We start from the raw sequence: 15562 nt of genomic DNA on the forward strand, positions 1-15562 counted from the left end.
CACCAAAACTCCCGGCCCTCCCACGGTTCCACTTAAAGATGAGCGGCCCCTCTAGCTAAAGGCGCGCACGCGCTGTCCTGGTATCTGTGCTGCGTGATCGCGGAAAGCTTCGCCACCGACCGAGACCTGGTTTCGGCCCCAGTTCTTGGCCTTGTAAAGCGCAAGATCGGCGTCGCGCATGAGCTCGTCGAGAGCCCTTCCTTTCCCCTCCGCCACGCCGATGCTGACGGTAACCGGATAGTCCGTGTGAATTTCGGGATGCGACTGAGCCTGAATTTTCATGCGCATGGCCTCGGCAAAGGCAAGGGAGGCCCTGCTGCTGCTAAGCGGGATGAGGATGGCAAACTCTTCGCCGCCAAGCCGGCCGATGACAGCTGTCTCCGGCGAATGTTCGAGCATGACACCGGCCACGCCCCGGATCACCGCGTCACCGGCCTGATGACCGTAGGTGTCGTTGACCTGCTTGAAATGGTCGATGTCCAGCAAGAGCAGCGACACAGGAAGTCTGGGGTTTGCTTCACGGATAACCCTTGAGGCCGTTTCGAAGAACCCCCGGCGGTTGAGGATGCCGCTGAGCGAATCCGTGACCATCTCTTCGTGAAGTTCGTTGAGTATGTCGGCGGCGATGCGCAGCAGAAACAGGATCGCAAACACCACCCATGCATACAGTCCGGCTATCTTCAGCGAGACAACCCAGAACGACGTGACCTCGAGTGTGTCAGCATTCGCAGCACCCTCCATCAGAAATGAAGCCAGCGGACGAAGAGACAGAAGCACCGCCAGCGACGAGAATACCAGGAAGGTGCAGAGATCGATTCGGTTCCAGTTTTTTGCCCGCGTCATCGCGTGCATGGCCAGGATCATCATTATTGCCATGCCGCAGCTGATGGCCAGGCCGCGAAGGTGAGCATAGTGATGCCCGCCCGACATCCCGAAGGCGATGGCAGTCGTGGCCGTGACCAGAAACAGCAGGGCGCTGTCAGGGGAGTGGCCGCGATAGCGCAGGCACACCCCTCTGACCGAGAACAGGATGCTGAGCGGAAGCAATGTGTTCACACCGTTTTCGAAACGGAAATTTGCGATGAAGAAGTGAAAGAACTCAAACCCGAAGCCGATACTGCCTGCCGCAAAGCCCAGAGCCCAGTTCAGGATATGCAGTTTTTCGGGGTGTTTCCTCCAGATCAGGAAAAATGTCAGTGTGAGCAAGAGCCCGATGACGGGGTTGATGGTCGACAACAAAAAGGACGAATCCACTCGAATGCCTCCATCGTTAGGGTGATTTGCGATTGCCCCTCGATAGCCGCTAGGGGTTAAAAAACAGACACATCGGTTGTCCAGCAATGGGACACATCGGGCAGCGCTGACCATGCCACGGACGCCAAGGGCCCATGCCCCTGTGATCGACCCTGGAGCATCCATCAGCAGCATTGATGAGGCTATCGGAGTTCTCCTCTTTACAGCCGCGACCATCTCGCAGAGGAAAGATGCACCATGAGCTCACGGAACCGCGCCGCTTGACCGATCTGCCGCTCAAGTCCGATCTGCTGCCACCTGAAGGCCGCCCCTTCGAGGTCAACAACCGCATGGTTCTTGCCATTGCGGTGCCAATGACGCTTGCATTCCTGACCACGCCGGTGCTCGGCCTTGTCGACACAGCGGTGGTCGGCCGCCTGGGTGATGCTGCACTGCTGGGCGGACTGGCCATTGCCGCGATTCTGTTCGATCTGGTATTCACGACCTTCAATTTCCTGCGCACCGCGACCACGGGTCTCGTTGCCCAGGCCATGGGCCGGGGTGACCCGGCTGAGCAACAGGCGGTCTTCTGGCGTTCGCTGATGATTTCGGTCGTCGCGGGCGGTCTCGTCATCGCCGCAACGCCACTGCTCCTGGCCGCCGGCCTGGCATTCATGGGCGCCCGGGGGGAGGTTGCCGCCGCCGCCTCGACCTATCTGATGATCAGGGCACTGTCGGCGCCCGCTGCCCTGGCCAACTACGCCATTCTCGGCTATGTGCTCGGCCGAGGCATGGGTGGAACCGGTCTGTTGCTGCAAACCGTTATCAACGGTACCAACATCGCCCTGTCGATCTTGCTCGGGCTGGGACTTGGTTTTGGCCTTCCGGGCGTCGCATGGGCCACCGTGATTGCGGAAATCACCGGTTGCGCCGCCGGTTTCCTGGTCATTCGGCGCAACTTCGACCGTACGCACGCGCCGTCTTGGAAACAGATCATCGATCGCGCAGCTATATTGCGGTTGATGTCGCTCAATGGCGACATCATGATCCGGTCCTTTGCACTGATCGCCGCATTTGCCTGGTTTACCCGCCTGGGAACCGGCTTCGGGGAGACTACGCTCGCTGCAAATGCCATCCTGATGAACATCTTCATGGTCGCGGGATACTATCTTGACGGGTTCGCCACCGCAGCCGAGCAATTGGCGGGCCGGGCCATCGGCGCGCGCTACCGCCCCGCATTCGACAAGGCGGTGCGGCTGACCGTTTTCTGGGGATTTGCGCTGGCCGGGTTCACCACCGGCTTCTTCCTGATCTTCGGCGATGCCATGATCGGGTTGATGACCACCCTCGAACCGGTGCGACTGGAGGCCGGGACCTATCTTTTTTGGGCCGCTTTGACGGCGGTTGCCGGCGTGCTTGCCTTCGAGATGGACGGGGTCTTCATCGGTGCCACCTGGTCACGTGACATGCGCAACATGATGCTGCTGTCGCTGGCCCTGTTCATCTTGTTGTCAATCGGCCTGACCCGGATCTGGGGCAATCAGGGCCTGTGGATCTCGCTCAACATCTTTCTCGTTGCGCGCGGGCTCACCCTTCTGGCGATTCTGCCGCGCCGCAGGGATCAGGCCTTCGGCGCGGCGTAATCCTATTCCGGGATTGCCAGTCCCGCGTAATGGGAGGTCCGGCTGTCGCGCAGATCTGAAAGCCTGGTCAGATTTTCGCGGTCGCAAAGCCGGGAAAGATCCCGCAGGATTCTCCCTGGCAACATCGGTCCGCCATAGATGAACCCGGTGTAAAGCTGAACCAGGTCCGCGCCCGCTCGGATTTTCTCCGCGGCGGTCTGGGCACTGTCGATACCCCCAACCCCGATCAGGGGCATGTCCGGGCCAAGTTTCCGGCGCATCTTGGCCAGCACGATGGTCGAGCGTTCAAACACCGGCCGGCCCGACAATCCGCCTGCCTCGGCAGTTTTCGGGTCTTGGCTCAGGCCCGAGCGCGACAGCGTTGTGTTGGACACGATCACGCCGCCGAGTCTTTGTGTCAGGCATTCCGCCGCGATGTCATCGAGATCGGGCTCGGTCAGATCCGGTGCGATCTTCAGAAACACAGGAATGCGTCTGGTCTGGGCATCGCGCTCGGCAAGAACCCGGTTCAACAACTCCGAAAGCGCTGCCCTGGTTTGCAGATTGCGCAAGCCGGGGGTGTTGGGCGAAGAGATATTGACGGTGAAATAGTCGGCCACGTCAGCAAAGCGCGTTATACCCGAAACATAATCGCCGACCCGGTCGTCGGTCTCCTTGTTGGCGCCGATGTTGATTCCGACGATGCCGTCCCGGTGCCGGCCCGAAACCCGCGCATGGGCTTCAGCGTGCCCCTGATTGTTGAAACCAAGCCGGTTGATCACCGCGTGGTCCCTGACCAGGCGGAAGATCCGCGGTTTCGGATTGCCCGGTTGCGGTTTCGGCGTCAGCGTGCCGACTTCGACAAAGCCGAACCCCAATCGCGACAGCTCGGCGGGAACTTCGGCATTCTTGTCGTAACCGGCGGCCATACCGAGCGGGTTCGGAAAATCGAGGCCAGCGATACTGACCGCGAGCCGCGGGTCGCGATCGCGCCGACAACGCGGCAGTAGCCCACTCTTGAGCGCTGCGACCGACAGCTCGTGCGCGGTTTCCGGGTCGAGTGCGAAAAGCGCGCTTCGGGCGAACCTGTCAATCAGGCTTTTCATGCTTCCATGTCCGGAAACACATGGCCGCCGTCAGGGCCCAGCGGCAGCGGCTTGACCCATTTTACCGCCGCAAGCGGCATATCAGCGTAAAGATGCGGGAACAGCGCACCCCCGCGGGACGGCTCGAAGACCAGCTTGTCGCCCAGCGCGCCGGCATCGACAGCCACCAGCAACAGGTTCTCCTGTCCCGCGAAATGCTTCTGCGCGGTCTCGATGGCTTGTTCGCGGGTCGAAAAGTGAATGAAGCCGTCCGCCAGATCGACTGGCGCTCCGGTGAAACGGCCCTTGGCTTCAGCCTCGCGCCACAGCGCTTCGGGGGCAATCTTGTAGATGGTTGCATTCATGTTCATTCGTCTCGCTTTGCCGATGCCGGACCTGTGAGCAAGTTCTGCCAGCGTCTCTTCGGGCTTGTTTCTCGATTTCGTCGTTATTGCGTGTCACCACATACAGAAACAGGAGGGTTTCGTCATGATCCGTTTTCAGTTTCTGTGTGTCGCGGTCCTGGTTTTGATCGCTCCCACCTGGGCGCTGGCGCAGGAGCCCGCATCAAACCGCTATACTATCGAGAGGTTCGCAGACGGGTTTGTCCGGCTCGATACCGAGACCGGCGAGATGTCGATGTGCACCGGGACGGACGGCCAGCTTGTCTGCAAGATGGCGGCCGACGAACGCCACGCCTTCAAGGACACCTTGTCGGATCTCTCGGCCCGGGTTGAGGCGCTCGAAAACCGTCTTGACCCGGCGACGCCGCGGGAAGAGGGAGGCGGGTTTCCCGACGACGCAGAACTCGACCGGGCCATCGGGGCCATGCAGAAGATGATGCGCCAATTCTTTGGCATGGTGGAGGAATTGCGCAGGGATTTCGAGGCATCGCCAACAACACCGTCTGAGCCTGTCCCCGACCGAACCTGACATCCGTCAGCGGTTTCACATTGGCCTGTCCCACGTTCCATGTACTTGCGTGAAGGCTCGGCCCGCCGCTAAGGTGAGTGCGCAAACAGATTGGGCCTGATTGCAGCGAAAGCGCGATCAGGAGGGGAGAGCGCATGGCGCAATTGACATTCATTATTGCGGACGATCATCCATTGTTTCGGGGCGCCATGCGGCAGGCGCTGGAGGGAATCGGCGCAACGATTGATATTCTGGAAGCTGGTGATCTCGAAAGCGCCCGCAAAAAAGCTGGTGACCATCCGGAAGCGGATCTGATCCTTCTCGATCTGACCATGCCGGGCGTGTCCGGTCTTTCGGGGCTGATTGCCTTTCGCGCCGAGTTTTCAAGTCTTCCGGTGGTTGTCGTCTCCGCCACCGATGACGTCTCGACCATGCGCCGCGCCCTGGAACTGGGCGCATCCGGCTTCATTTCCAAATCCGCCAGCATCGACGAAATCCGCGAGGGCGTGCGAACGGTGCTCGACGGTGGCATCTGGACGCCGCCGGATGTTGATCTGGGCTCCGAGCATGATCAGGAGATCGCGGGCCTGATCGGCCGGGTCAAGACCCTGACACCGCAGCAGGGGCGGGTTCTCGGGATGCTCGCGGAAGGCCTGCTCAACAAGCAGATCGCCTATGAACTCGGTGTTTCCGAAGCCACCATCAAGGCGCATGTTTCCGCCGTGTTGCAGAAGCTCGGCGTCGACAGCCGCACCCAGGCCGTCATTCAGCTTTCCAAGATTGGTGCCGAGGTTTTGAGCCAGAGCGAGTGAGCAAGGCAGCGCTATTCTGCTGCACTCCGCCGGGCAAACGTCACCTGGTTTAGGAATGCACGCAGCGCCGCAGGCTTGATTGGCTTGTTCTGAACCGCAATGCGCTCGGCCTCCGCCATGCTGCGGACTTCGGGCGTGCGATCGGCGGTCACCAGCAGGCCGGGGATGTCCATTTTCCACAGTTTGCGCAGCGCCACGATTGTCTCGATACCGGTACCGTCATCGAGATGATAATCCGCAAAGACAACGTCCGGCGCGTCCTCTGTTTCCGCAATTGAGAGGCCTGTATTGAGCGAATCGGCTGCCAGAACCGTGCAGCCCCAGCCGCTCAACAGCAGTGTCATGCCTTCGAGGATCTTCGGCTCATTGTCGATGCACAGGACTCTCAGTCCCTTCAGATTGGTGTTGGCAGCGTCCGCAGACTTGAGCTTCGGTTGCGCCTGATTGCGCGAGATGTTGGTTTCGATCGGCAACTCCACCCGGAACTCGGTCCCCTTGCCTGAGAGCGAGGCAATGTCGACCGAGTGTTTGAGAACCCGGGCAATCCGGTCGACAATCGACAGGCCAAGCCCTAGTCCCGAAGCCGTGCGTGCACCTTCCTCAAGCCGGGCAAATTCCCGGAACACGGTGCGGAACTTGGTCGAAGGGATCCCGATTCCGGTGTCGATCACCTGGATCAACGCCTTGTCGCCACGGCGCCGGACACCGACCAGAACCCGGCCTTCACGGGTATATTTGATAGCGTTGGACACCAGGTTCTGGATCAGCCGGCGCAAAAGATTGGGGTCGGAACGGACATGCACGCTCGTCGGCATAACCGTGAACTTGAGGTTCTTCTCCCGCGCCACCGGGGCAAAATCCGTCACCACCCGCTGCAGAAGGTCGTTGAGCGGAAAGCTCGCCAATTGCGGCTTCATCGCGCCGGTATCGAGTCTGGAAATATCCAGCACCGCACCTAGAATGGCTTCCACCGATTCCAGCGATGAATCAATGTTCTGAACCAGCTTCTGATCGGGGGAACTGCCCAGCCGTTCGACCAGCGTGGAGGAATAGAGCCGTGCCGCGTTGAGCGGCTGCAAGATGTCGTGCCCTGCGGCGGCGAGGAACCGCGTCTTGCCGATATTGGCCTCCTCGGCGGTCAGTTGGGCTTTCTCCAGCTCCCGGTTGACCCGGGTCAGTTCCGCGGTCCGCTTGCTGACGCGCTGCTCGAGCGTCTCGTTGGCCTGTTTCAGCGCCATGTCTGCGGCCACGCGCTCGGTGATATCCGCATAAGTCGTGACAATTCCGCTGTCGGGCATCGGATTGGAGCGGATCTCGATGATCCTCTTCTCCCGGCCGATGGTCAGGGAGAATGCCTTGTCCATCTCGAGAAAGCGGTCCAGTGCCTCTTGTTCCTCACCTGGCTTGAGATCTCCGCGCTCGACCAGAATCGCAATGATGCTTTCCAGCGGAAAGCCGACCTGGCCGACTTGCTCCGGCAGTTCCAGCAGCGAACGGAACCGCTTGTTCCAGACGGTCAGCCGGTTGGAATTGTCGAACACGGTGATGCCCTGGTTCATCTGCCCAAGGGCGGTCTGCAGCAGGTCGCGGTTGTATTGCAGGGCTTCGGACGCCTCATCCAAGAGCCGCGCGGTGTCACCAGGAATGTCATCCGCACGCTCAAACAGAAGCGATAACACCAGCCGTGCGGAGGCTGAGCCGATGGCACTGCCGAGCAACTGCTCGGCAAACCGCAACATGCCCATGTCGGCCGGGTCCTGTTCGTTTATCCAGCGGCCGATGGCACGTTCGTGCGAATGGAACGAGCGTTCGGTACGCTCCTGGCCCAGATAGCGGCTGATGGTCTGTTTCAGATCGCCGACCGTGACCTTGGTCTTCCAGCTGCGCCCCGACGTGGTCAGCCGCTGGCTTTCGGGGATGAACATCGCCGCCTGTATCCGCTCGATGGATTTCGGTCTGCGCGACAGCGACCCGATTGCGTAGAACAGGCAATTGACCGTCAGGCTCAGAACCACCGCGTTGAACAGCGGATCCGCCCCGGCACCGGTGAAGCTGTAGGAGCCGGGAATGAAAAAATCGAGAATAGCTGCGGCCACATGGCTATTGTCTGGCCCGCCGAGGCTCGGCACCATCAGGATATAGGCCCAGATGGCAATCCCGCTGGAGAGACCTGCAACGGCGCCGCGGGCGTTCGCCTGCCGCCAGAACAGCCCGCCGAAAAACGCCGGCGCCAATTGCGCGATCGCCGCAAAAGACAGCAGTCCGATGGAAGCCAGCCCGGCATTGATGTCGGCCGCCCGGTAATAGGCGAAACCGAGCAGCAGGATGCCAATGATCGCGGTGCGCCGGATGATCAGGATCAGGCCGGAAAAATCGCCGCTCTGGCCGCGGCGGCTGCGCCGTCTGAGCACCACGGGAACAATGATGTCGTTGGACACCATGATCGCCACCGCCACCGAGGCCACGATCACCATCGCCGTGGCTGCGGAAAAGCCGCCGATAAAGGTGAGCAGAGTGACCATCGGCATGTCGTTGGCCATCGGCAAGGCTAGCACGAACAGATCGCTCGAACCGCCCGAACCGAATTGCAGCACACCCGCAATGGCCACCGGCAGCACGAAAATATTGATCGCCACCAGGTAGAGCGGCAACAGCCATCCCGCCAGGCGCAACTCTCCCAGCGTCCGGTTTTCGACCACAGCCACATGAAACTGCCGCGGCAGCAGGATGATCGCGAAGGCCGACAACACTATGAGCATCACCCAGCGCAACAACGGGGTCTCGTGGGTCATTGCCTTCATCACCTCGGTGTTTAAGGTGGCGGCCTGCAACAGATCCCACGGACCGTCGAACATTACGAACACCACGGTCAGGCCGATCAGCGAAAACGCCAGCAGCTTGACCAGGGATTCCATCGCAATTGCCAGGATCAGGCCATCCTGGTGTTCGGTCGCATCGGTGTGGCGGGTGCCGAAAATCGCTGCAAACGCCGCAAGCACCAGCGTAACGAAAAACGAAATGTCGGACAGGAAGAAGGTTTCCGTTACGCGGTTCAACTGCTCGACATCGACCATCACCGCGACTGACGAGGAGACCGCCTTGAGCTGCAGCGCGATGTAGGGGATCGTGCCGATCACGGCGATCAGCGCGACCAGCGCTGCGACCAACGGGCTCTTGCCGTAACGCGCTGCCATGAAGTCTGCGATTGAGGTGAGTTTTTCGGCCTTGGCCAGGGTGACGATGCGTTTGAGGATCGGCATCCCAAGCGTGAACATCAGGATCGGACCGATGTAGATCGCGGTGAATTCCAGCCCACGCGAGGCTGCGAGGCCGACGCCGCCGAAATAGGTCCAGGAAGTGCAATAGATCGCCAGGCTGAGCGAGTAGATGATCGGACGCCCGGCTGTCCGCTTGCGATGCTGACGCGCGGACCGGTCGCCATAGGTGGCGATCGCGAACAGCATCAGCAGATAGAAAAGTGCTGATCCGAACACCAGCCAGCCGGGCATCATGCGCTGTCTCCTCCCCACGCCTCCAAGGCGCAAGCATAGGCCCAAATTGATGCCAAACAAGGCAGCCTTTGGTCGATGAACGGCTTGTCCAATAAGCAGTGTATTGCCGAATTTTGCCAGTTTTTACGCGCGTAACTGTGTTAGGAGTGCCTGAACCGGTTCAACGGGGCGCGCGGGCCCGGTTATGCTCGGACAGGGACATCCGCGACCAACGGAGAGAATTGACATGTTGAATGAGTTCAAGGCGTTTATTGCCAGAGGCAACGTGATAGATCTTGCCGTCGGTGTGATCATCGGCGGTGCATTCAGTCTAATTGTTTCATCGCTGGTCGATGATATCATCACGCCGATCGCGGGCGCGATCTTCGGCGGATTTGATTTTTCCAATCTCTTCATCCCGCTTGCCGGCGGCGTGACGGCAACCACACTCGAAGCGGCCAGGGAGCAGGGTGCCGTGCTCGCCTATGGCAACTTCCTGACCGTGCTGATCAATTTCCTGATCCTGGCCTGGATCATTTTCCTGATGGTGCGCGCGGTCAATTCCCTGCGCAAGAAGGAAGAAGTCGCCCCGGCCAAGCCTGCTGCACCGCCGGCCGACATCGCGCTGCTCACCGAGATCCGCGATCTTCTGAAAAAATAGGGCTCCGGACCACGCTCCTCTCTGCGATGGGCAGGGATGGAGCGATGTTTTGCATCAGGCCCCGGTCTCCGTGCCGGGGCTTTTTGCTGCGTGTGCACCGGTTTGCATCAGAAAAAACCATGGATCGATAAGCCCTGGGTGGATGCGAGGCTCCGCGCAAACAGCTAAGAGAGGCAAACGGAGTTTGCCATGAACCAGTTCCAGAACCTCAGCCGCCGCGCCATCCAGGCCCCGGAAAGCGGTATCGTCGCCGTTGTCAATCACGGCCGCCTCAAGCCGGGCCTCATTCCGCTCTGGTCCGGCGAGGGCGATGAGACGACCCCTGAATTTATTGCCCGTCCTGCTTCCGAGGCATTGCTTAATGGTGAAACGTTCTACACCTGGCAGCGCGGCATTCCCGAACTGAGGCAGGCCCTGGCAGATTACCATGCCCGGCTGTTTGGCAAACGGCTGCCGCTGGATGCATTCTGTGTCACCGGATCCGGTATGCAAGCCATCAAGATTGCCATTGAGGCCGTGGTCGATCCCGGCGACGAGGTCATCCAGCTGACACCGGCCTGGCCCAATTTTGCGGCGGCACTTGGCATGTCCGGCGGCATCCCGGTTGCGGCGCCGCTGGACTACGCCAACGGCCGTTGGAGCCTCGATCCCGAGCGGCTGGCTGCTGCGATCACGCCGAAGACCCGGGCGATCTTTTTCAATTCGCCCTCCAACCCGACCGGCTGGACGGCGACGAGGGAGGACCTCGACGCCGTCCTTGAACTGGCGCGCAAGCACGGCCTCTGGATCATTGCCGACGAGATCTACACCCAGTTCCATTATGCTGGCGGGCGCGCGCCGTCCTTTCTAGACATCATGCAGGACGACGACCGCATCATCTTCGTCAACACCTTCTCCAAGAACTGGTCGATGACCGGGTGGCGGGTTGGCTGGATCGTGGCGCCGCCCTCGATCATCCAGGTGCTGGAAAACAGCGTCCAGTACCAGACCTCGGGCGTGCCCCAGTTCATGCAGAAGGGCGCCCTGGCGGCGCTTGAACATGGTGATGATTATGTCGGCGCGCAAATCGCCAAGGCCGCCGCTGCGCGCGACCTGTTCTGCAATGCGCTGACTGCTACCAACCGGGTGGTCACCCAGAAGCCTGACGGCGCGTTCTATGCCTTTTTCCGCATCGACGGCATCACCGATACCAAGGCTGCGGCCATCGACATCGTTGATCGTGCAAGCGTGGGCCTGGCGCCGGGCACCGCGTTCGACAAGGGCGGCGCCGAGTTCCTGCGCGCCTGTTTCCTGCGCCGCCTCGACCATGTCGAGGAGGCGGCGGGACGGCTCGCCGATTACATCTCTTCTCTCTGACGGCAGACCTTCCTGCTCCAGAGCGGAACAGCCGCGATTCACGGTTTCTTGAAACTTGAGGTTCATCCTGCGGTGGTGAAAGCACCATTAAGGGGTCGGCATGACGGTTCTGGTAACAGGCGGAGCGGGGTATATCGGCAGCCACATGGTCTGGGCACTGCTCGACGCCGGCGAGGACGTGGTCGTGGTCGACCGCCTGTCGACCGGCTTCGAATGGGCGGTGGCGCCTGAGGCGAAACTCATCTGTGCTGATGTCGCCGATACCGGCGCCATTGCCGAAATCATCCGCGACCACGGCATCAAGGAGATCGTTCATTTCGCAGGCTCGATCTCGGTGCCGGACTCGATGGCCGATCCGCTGGGCTATTACCGGAACAACACCGCCAATTCCCTCGCCCTGGTTCGCGCAGCGATCGAAACCGGGGTCAGCAAGCTGGTGTTTTCCTCCACCGCGGCGGTCTATGGCAGCCCGGAAGGCGATGGCCCGGTCGCGGAAACGACGCCCACTTTGCCGCAATCGCCCTATGGCCGTTCAAAACTGATGACCGAGATGATGCTGGCGGATACGGCAGCGGCCCATGACTTCCGCTATGCGGCGCTGCGCTACTTTAACGTCTCCGGCGCCGATCCGCTCGGACGGACGGGACAATCGACCCGCGGCGCCATCAACCTGATCAAGGTGGCGACGGAAGCAGCCATGGGCAAGCGTGACGGCATCGAGGTCTTCGGCACCGATTATCCGACCCGTGACGGCACTTGCATACGCGATTTCATCCACGTGACCGACCTGGTTGCCGCACATCTGGATGCGCTGACCTATCTGCGCGGCGGCGGCGACAGCCTGGTCGCCAATTGCGGTTACGGCCGCGGCTACACGGTTCGCGAAGTGCTGGATTCCGTCAGACGGCTGAGCGGCCGCGATTTCGAGATCCGTTTCGGCGACCGCCGTGAGGGCGACATCATCACCTCGGTGGCCGATTCAACCCGGGCCCGCACCATTCTCGGCTGGAAGCCGCAACATGACGACATTGACGAGATTGTCGGCAGCGCTCTGGCCTGGGAAGCAGCGCTTGCGCGCAGCAATCATGTCATCGACGAGACAGAGCAGGCACCCCGCCGCATCGTGCTCGACTGGACACCGCCGCATGACGACACGGAGGAGGTGGTTGGAAATGCGCTCGCTTTCGCACCGGTCCTGGCCCGCCGCAGATACAATCGCTGAGACCGGCCGGATTGCCTGGCCGCTATTTTGAAACCGGCTTCAGGTCGTCAAACTCAGGCGCGCGCTTCTCACCCTTGGCTGTATAGGCTTCCCTGATGTCGTCGGGGCGCAGCATCGCCGCGTTCCACACCGAAATGTAATCCAGCGTGTCGGCGGTCGTATGATCGCGGGAATAATTCGCCATCGCCTTGCTGCCGGTGACCGCGAGCGGCGAGTGCGCGGCAATCCTGTGCGCGATTGCCATTACCCCGTCAAGCAGTTCGTCGTGCGTCTCGAAAACCTCGTTGACCAAGCCGATTTGCATCGCCTTCTCCGCCGGAAGCCGCTCGCCGGTATAAGCCATCTGCCGCGCCCAGCCTTCCGGGATCAGTTTCACCAGCCTCGGGAAGGTGCCCACATCGGCGGTCATGCCGATGGCCGTTTCCTGCACCGCAAAGAACGCGTCGGCCGAGGCGTAGCGGCAGTCGCAGGCCGTTGCCAGGTCGACCCCTGCGCCGATCGCGCCGCCCTGGATCGCCGCCAGCACCGGCTGGCGCGCCCGTTCGAGCGCGGAGAAAGTCTCCTGCAGCGCCTTGATCTTGTAGCGGAAGGCCTCCGCCGAGACCTGCGGATTGGCCGCATCGCCATCCAGCCCGCCGCTCATGAACACCGAGATGTCCATGCCGGCGGTAAAGTGCTTGCCCTCGGACGAGATCACAATCACCCGCGCCTCCGCGTCATTGGAGATCTTGTCAACCGCCTGAGGCAGTTCGGCCCAGAACTTCGGGGTCATCGAATTGGCCTTCTCCGGCCGGTTGAAACGGATATGGGCAATGTAGTCGGCAATCTCGACGGTGAAGCAGGCATAGTGCATGGCAGACTCTCCCTTTGCCCTCCTTGTAGCTTCGGAACTGTGTGTGAGAAACCGGGGCAGTGCGCAATCGCATAACAATCTGCCCCAGGCTGCGTCCAATTGGTCTCATGATGTCTAAATGGACCGGAGCGCCTTCAATGTTCCGGCAATCCAGCCTATAGCGGGATCAAGACCGGTCAACGGACGGCATTGCGAAACTGGAGCAAGAACATGAACATGACGACATCGCCCGTGGACCCCGATGGCCTGATGGAATTCTCGGTGGTCTTCACCGACCGCTCCCTCAACCACATGTCTAAAACGTTCCAGGGCGTCATGACCGACCTTTATGCCATGTTGTGCGACGTTTATCAGGCCGAGGCAGCCGTGATCGTGCCCGGCGGCGGAACCTTCGGCATGGAATCGGTTGCACGCCAGTTTGCCACCGGCCGGAAAGTGATGGTCATCCGCAATGGCTGGTTCTCCTACCGCTGGACCCAGATCTTCGACATGGGCGGCATTCCATCGGAAACGACCGTCATCAAGGCCGGCCAGGTCGGCAACGAAACCACTTCGGCTTTCGCGCCGCAGCCGGTCGAGCTGGTGACCGCAAAAATTCGCGAGCAGCGGCCCGGTGTCGTGTTCGCGCCGCATGTCGAGACTTCTTCGGGCGTCATTCTCCCTGATGACTACATCAGGGCCATTGCCGACGCCGCTCACGATGTCGGCGCTCTGTTCGTGCTTGATTGCATCGCCTCGGGCTGCATCTGGGTCGACATGAAAAAGACCTGTGTCGATGTTCTGATCTCCGCGCCGCAAAAAGGCTGGAGCGCCTCGCCGGCGGCCGGCCTAGTCATGCTCGGTGAGCGGGCGCTCGAGCGTCTCGGAAAGACGACCAGCTCAAGCTTTGCTGTCGATCTGCGCAAATGGCACGACATCATGCAGGCCTATGTCGCAGGCGGCCATGCCTATCACGCCACCATGCCCACCGATGCGCTGGTGGTGCTGCGCGACCGAATGACCGAAACCCGTGACTTCGGCTTCGAAAATGCCCGCAAGATGCAGTGGGAGCTTGGCCGCAAGACCCGCGCCCTGTTGGCCGCCAACGGCTTCAAGTCGGTCGCTGCCGCTGGTTACGAGGCGCCTGGCGTGGTCGTCAGTTACACCAGGGACCCCGAATTCCAGAACGGGAAGAAATTCGCGGGCCAAGGCATGCAGATCGCCGCCGGCGTTCCACTGATGTGCGACGAACCCGAAGATTTCCGCACCTTTCGCATCGGCCTCTTCGGCCTCGACAAGCTTGGCGATGTCGACGGCACGGTGGCAAAGCTGGAAACGGTTCTCGGCAGGCTCGCAAAAGCTTGACGCGAGGCTGCGAAGCGGTTTGGGATCGCCTGATCCTGTCGAGATTGAACAGGTTTGAAGGCGCAATTTTTCGGCGGGCCGGAGGACGGAGCGGCCCGTCTCGCATTTTTTGGTATCGGGGCGAGGAACGAGATGACTGAGAAAGTGGCATTGGTAACGGGCGCCGCGCGCGGCATAGGCCTGGCGACCACGCAGCTGTTCATCGAGCAGGGTTGGCGCGTGGCGATGGTCGATCGTGATGGCGAAGAATTGCACAAGGCAGCCACTGGCCTGAACCCGGTCAGCGCCTTCGTCCACGATGTCTCGATTCCCGATCAGGTCGACGACATGGTCCACGCGGTGCGGACCACTTTCGGGCGCATTGATGCTGTGGTCAACAATGCCGGTGTTGCCGATTTCGGTCCCATCGAAGACACCGATTTCGCCCGCTGGCGCGCGGTGATGGCGACCAATCTCGACGGGGTCTTTCTTGTCTCGCAGGCCACCATCCCGGCATTGCGCGAAAGCCGTGGCGCATTCGTCAACATCGCCTCCATCTCCGGACTGCGCGCCTCGACCCTGCGGGTTGCCTATGGCACGTCGAAAGCTGCGGTGATCCACCTGACCAAGCAGCAGGCCGCTGAACTGGGCGAGTATGGCATTCGCGCCAATTGCGTGTGCCCCGGCCCGGTCCGGACCAAGCTGGCCATGGCCGTCCATTCGCCTGAAATAATCGCTGCCTATCACGACGCCATCCCGCTCAACCGTTATGGGACGGAGCGCGAGATTGCCGAGGTCATCACCTTCCTGTGCTCGGAAAAGGCCAGCTACGTAACCGGTCAGGTGATCGCCTCTGACGGAGGTTTTGAAAGCACCGGCGTAGGCTTGCCCGCACTGCGCAGCTAGCCCTTTAGCTTCAGCATCTCGTCGATTAGAAGCTGCCCGGCGAATCAACCTGATATCCAGCGGAATAGCAACGCGACCGCGATGCG

General features: G+C 61.0%; 13 protein-coding genes. 8 read left to right on the top strand and 5 right to left on the bottom strand.

Annotated elements, in window-relative coordinates; genetic code table 11:
* Nucleotides 1–51 precede the first annotated feature (51 nt).
* Nucleotides 52–1368, bottom strand: a complete 1317-nt coding sequence (locus tag CRO46_RS14955; RefSeq protein WP_179759080.1) for a GGDEF domain-containing protein — start codon at nt 1366–1368, stop codon at nt 52–54.
* Nucleotides 1369–1583: 215 nt separating this feature from the next.
* Between CRO46_RS14955 and CRO46_RS14960 the strand changes: the two genes are divergently transcribed.
* Nucleotides 1584–2876 carry an MATE family efflux transporter gene (locus CRO46_RS14960; protein WP_244577922.1) on the top strand — a complete coding sequence of 431 codons (1293 nt, stop codon included), beginning with the start codon at nt 1584–1586 and terminating at the stop codon, nt 2874–2876.
* Between the two features lie 2 nt (nt 2877–2878).
* Here the strand turns inward: CRO46_RS14960 and CRO46_RS14965 are convergent, their stop codons facing one another.
* Together CRO46_RS14965 and CRO46_RS14970 are read right to left on the bottom strand one after the other, a co-directional pair.
* On the bottom strand, nt 2879–3952 hold the full coding sequence (locus CRO46_RS14965) for a quinone-dependent dihydroorotate dehydrogenase (RefSeq protein ID WP_425479288.1): 1074 nt from the start codon (nt 3950–3952) through the stop codon (nt 2879–2881).
* Nucleotides 3953–3957: 5 nt separating this feature from the next.
* Entirely contained in the window at nt 3958–4305 is a 348-nt protein-coding gene (locus CRO46_RS14970; protein ID WP_097108706.1) for a DUF952 domain-containing protein, read from the bottom strand.
* A gap of 124 nt (nt 4306–4429) precedes the next feature.
* On the opposite strand from CRO46_RS14970, the gene CRO46_RS14975 reads away from it, so the two are divergent.
* Nucleotides 4430–4873 (top strand): hypothetical protein, encoded by a 444-nt coding sequence (locus tag CRO46_RS14975; protein ID WP_097108581.1) that lies wholly within the window; start codon nt 4430–4432, stop codon nt 4871–4873.
* A gap of 134 nt (nt 4874–5007) precedes the next feature.
* Nucleotides 5008–5664 (top strand): response regulator transcription factor, encoded by a 657-nt coding sequence (locus CRO46_RS14980; RefSeq protein ID WP_097108582.1) that lies wholly within the window; start codon nt 5008–5010, stop codon nt 5662–5664.
* Nucleotides 5665–5675: 11 nt separating this feature from the next.
* On the opposite strand, the gene CRO46_RS14985 is transcribed toward CRO46_RS14980, so the two are convergent.
* Nucleotides 5676–9176, bottom strand: a complete 3501-nt coding sequence (locus tag CRO46_RS14985) for a hybrid sensor histidine kinase/response regulator (RefSeq protein ID WP_097108583.1) — start codon at nt 9174–9176, stop codon at nt 5676–5678.
* A 226-nt stretch (nt 9177–9402) separates the two neighbouring features.
* On the opposite strand from CRO46_RS14985, the gene mscL reads away from it, so the two are divergent.
* The 3 genes from mscL (at nt 9403) to galE (ending at nt 12394) form a co-directional block, all read left to right on the top strand.
* Nucleotides 9403–9816: a large conductance mechanosensitive channel protein MscL gene (gene mscL, locus CRO46_RS14990; protein ID WP_097108584.1), complete on the top strand. Its 414-nt coding sequence runs from the start codon at nt 9403–9405 to the stop codon at nt 9814–9816.
* A 189-nt stretch (nt 9817–10005) separates the two neighbouring features.
* Complete coding sequence (locus CRO46_RS14995; protein ID WP_097108585.1) at nt 10006–11172, top strand: pyridoxal phosphate-dependent aminotransferase; 1167 nt, start codon at nt 10006–10008, stop codon at nt 11170–11172.
* Between the two features lie 100 nt (nt 11173–11272).
* A complete protein-coding gene (gene galE / locus CRO46_RS15000; RefSeq protein WP_097108586.1) occupies nt 11273–12394 on the top strand; it encodes a UDP-glucose 4-epimerase GalE in 1122 nt (373 codons plus the stop codon).
* Nucleotides 12395–12416: 22 nt separating this feature from the next.
* Here galE and CRO46_RS15005 read toward each other — a convergent pair whose 3' ends face one another.
* Entirely contained in the window at nt 12417–13247 is an 831-nt protein-coding gene (locus tag CRO46_RS15005) for a crotonase/enoyl-CoA hydratase family protein (protein ID WP_097108587.1), read from the bottom strand.
* Between the two features lie 210 nt (nt 13248–13457).
* Here CRO46_RS15005 and CRO46_RS15010 point away from each other — a divergent pair, with 210 nt between their 5' ends.
* Nucleotides 13458–14591 (top strand): aminotransferase class V-fold PLP-dependent enzyme, encoded by a 1134-nt coding sequence (locus CRO46_RS15010; protein WP_097108588.1) that lies wholly within the window; start codon nt 13458–13460, stop codon nt 14589–14591.
* Between the two features lie 132 nt (nt 14592–14723).
* Nucleotides 14724–15476 (top strand): SDR family NAD(P)-dependent oxidoreductase, encoded by a 753-nt coding sequence (locus tag CRO46_RS15015; RefSeq protein WP_097108707.1) that lies wholly within the window; start codon nt 14724–14726, stop codon nt 15474–15476.
* Nucleotides 15477–15562 lie beyond the last annotated feature (86 nt).

This window comes from Parahoeflea halophila (assembly GCF_900220985.1).
In the GTDB taxonomy this organism is placed as follows: Bacteria; Pseudomonadota; Alphaproteobacteria; order Rhizobiales; family Rhizobiaceae; genus Hoeflea; species Hoeflea halophila.

What these genes read in the sequence shown, in the direction of transcription:
- CRO46_RS14995 (WP_097108585.1), top strand. Translation starts at nt 10,006, where the DNA reads ATGAACCAGTTCCAGAACCTCAGCCGCCGCGCCATCCAGGCCCCGGAA.
- CRO46_RS15015 (WP_097108707.1), top strand. Translation starts at nt 14,724, where the DNA reads ATGACTGAGAAAGTGGCATTGGTAACGGGCGCCGCGCGCGGCATAGGC.
- CRO46_RS14955 (WP_179759080.1), bottom strand. Translation starts at nt 1,368, where the DNA reads ATGGTCAGCGCTGCCCGATGTGTCCCATTGCTGGACAACCGATGTGTC.
- CRO46_RS14970 (WP_097108706.1), bottom strand. Translation starts at nt 4,305, where the DNA reads ATGAATGCAACCATCTACAAGATTGCCCCCGAAGCGCTGTGGCGCGAG.
- CRO46_RS14985 (WP_097108583.1), bottom strand. Translation starts at nt 9,176, where the DNA reads ATGATGCCCGGCTGGCTGGTGTTCGGATCAGCACTTTTCTATCTGCTG.
- CRO46_RS14980 (WP_097108582.1), top strand. Translation starts at nt 5,008, where the DNA reads ATGGCGCAATTGACATTCATTATTGCGGACGATCATCCATTGTTTCGG.
- mscL (WP_097108584.1), top strand. Translation starts at nt 9,403, where the DNA reads ATGTTGAATGAGTTCAAGGCGTTTATTGCCAGAGGCAACGTGATAGAT.
- CRO46_RS15005 (WP_097108587.1), bottom strand. Translation starts at nt 13,247, where the DNA reads ATGCACTATGCCTGCTTCACCGTCGAGATTGCCGACTACATTGCCCAT.
- CRO46_RS14975 (WP_097108581.1), top strand. Translation starts at nt 4,430, where the DNA reads ATGATCCGTTTTCAGTTTCTGTGTGTCGCGGTCCTGGTTTTGATCGCT.
- galE (WP_097108586.1), top strand. Translation starts at nt 11,273, where the DNA reads ATGACGGTTCTGGTAACAGGCGGAGCGGGGTATATCGGCAGCCACATG.
- CRO46_RS15010 (WP_097108588.1), top strand. Translation starts at nt 13,458, where the DNA reads ATGAACATGACGACATCGCCCGTGGACCCCGATGGCCTGATGGAATTC.
- CRO46_RS14960 (WP_244577922.1), top strand. Translation starts at nt 1,584, where the DNA reads ATGGTTCTTGCCATTGCGGTGCCAATGACGCTTGCATTCCTGACCACG.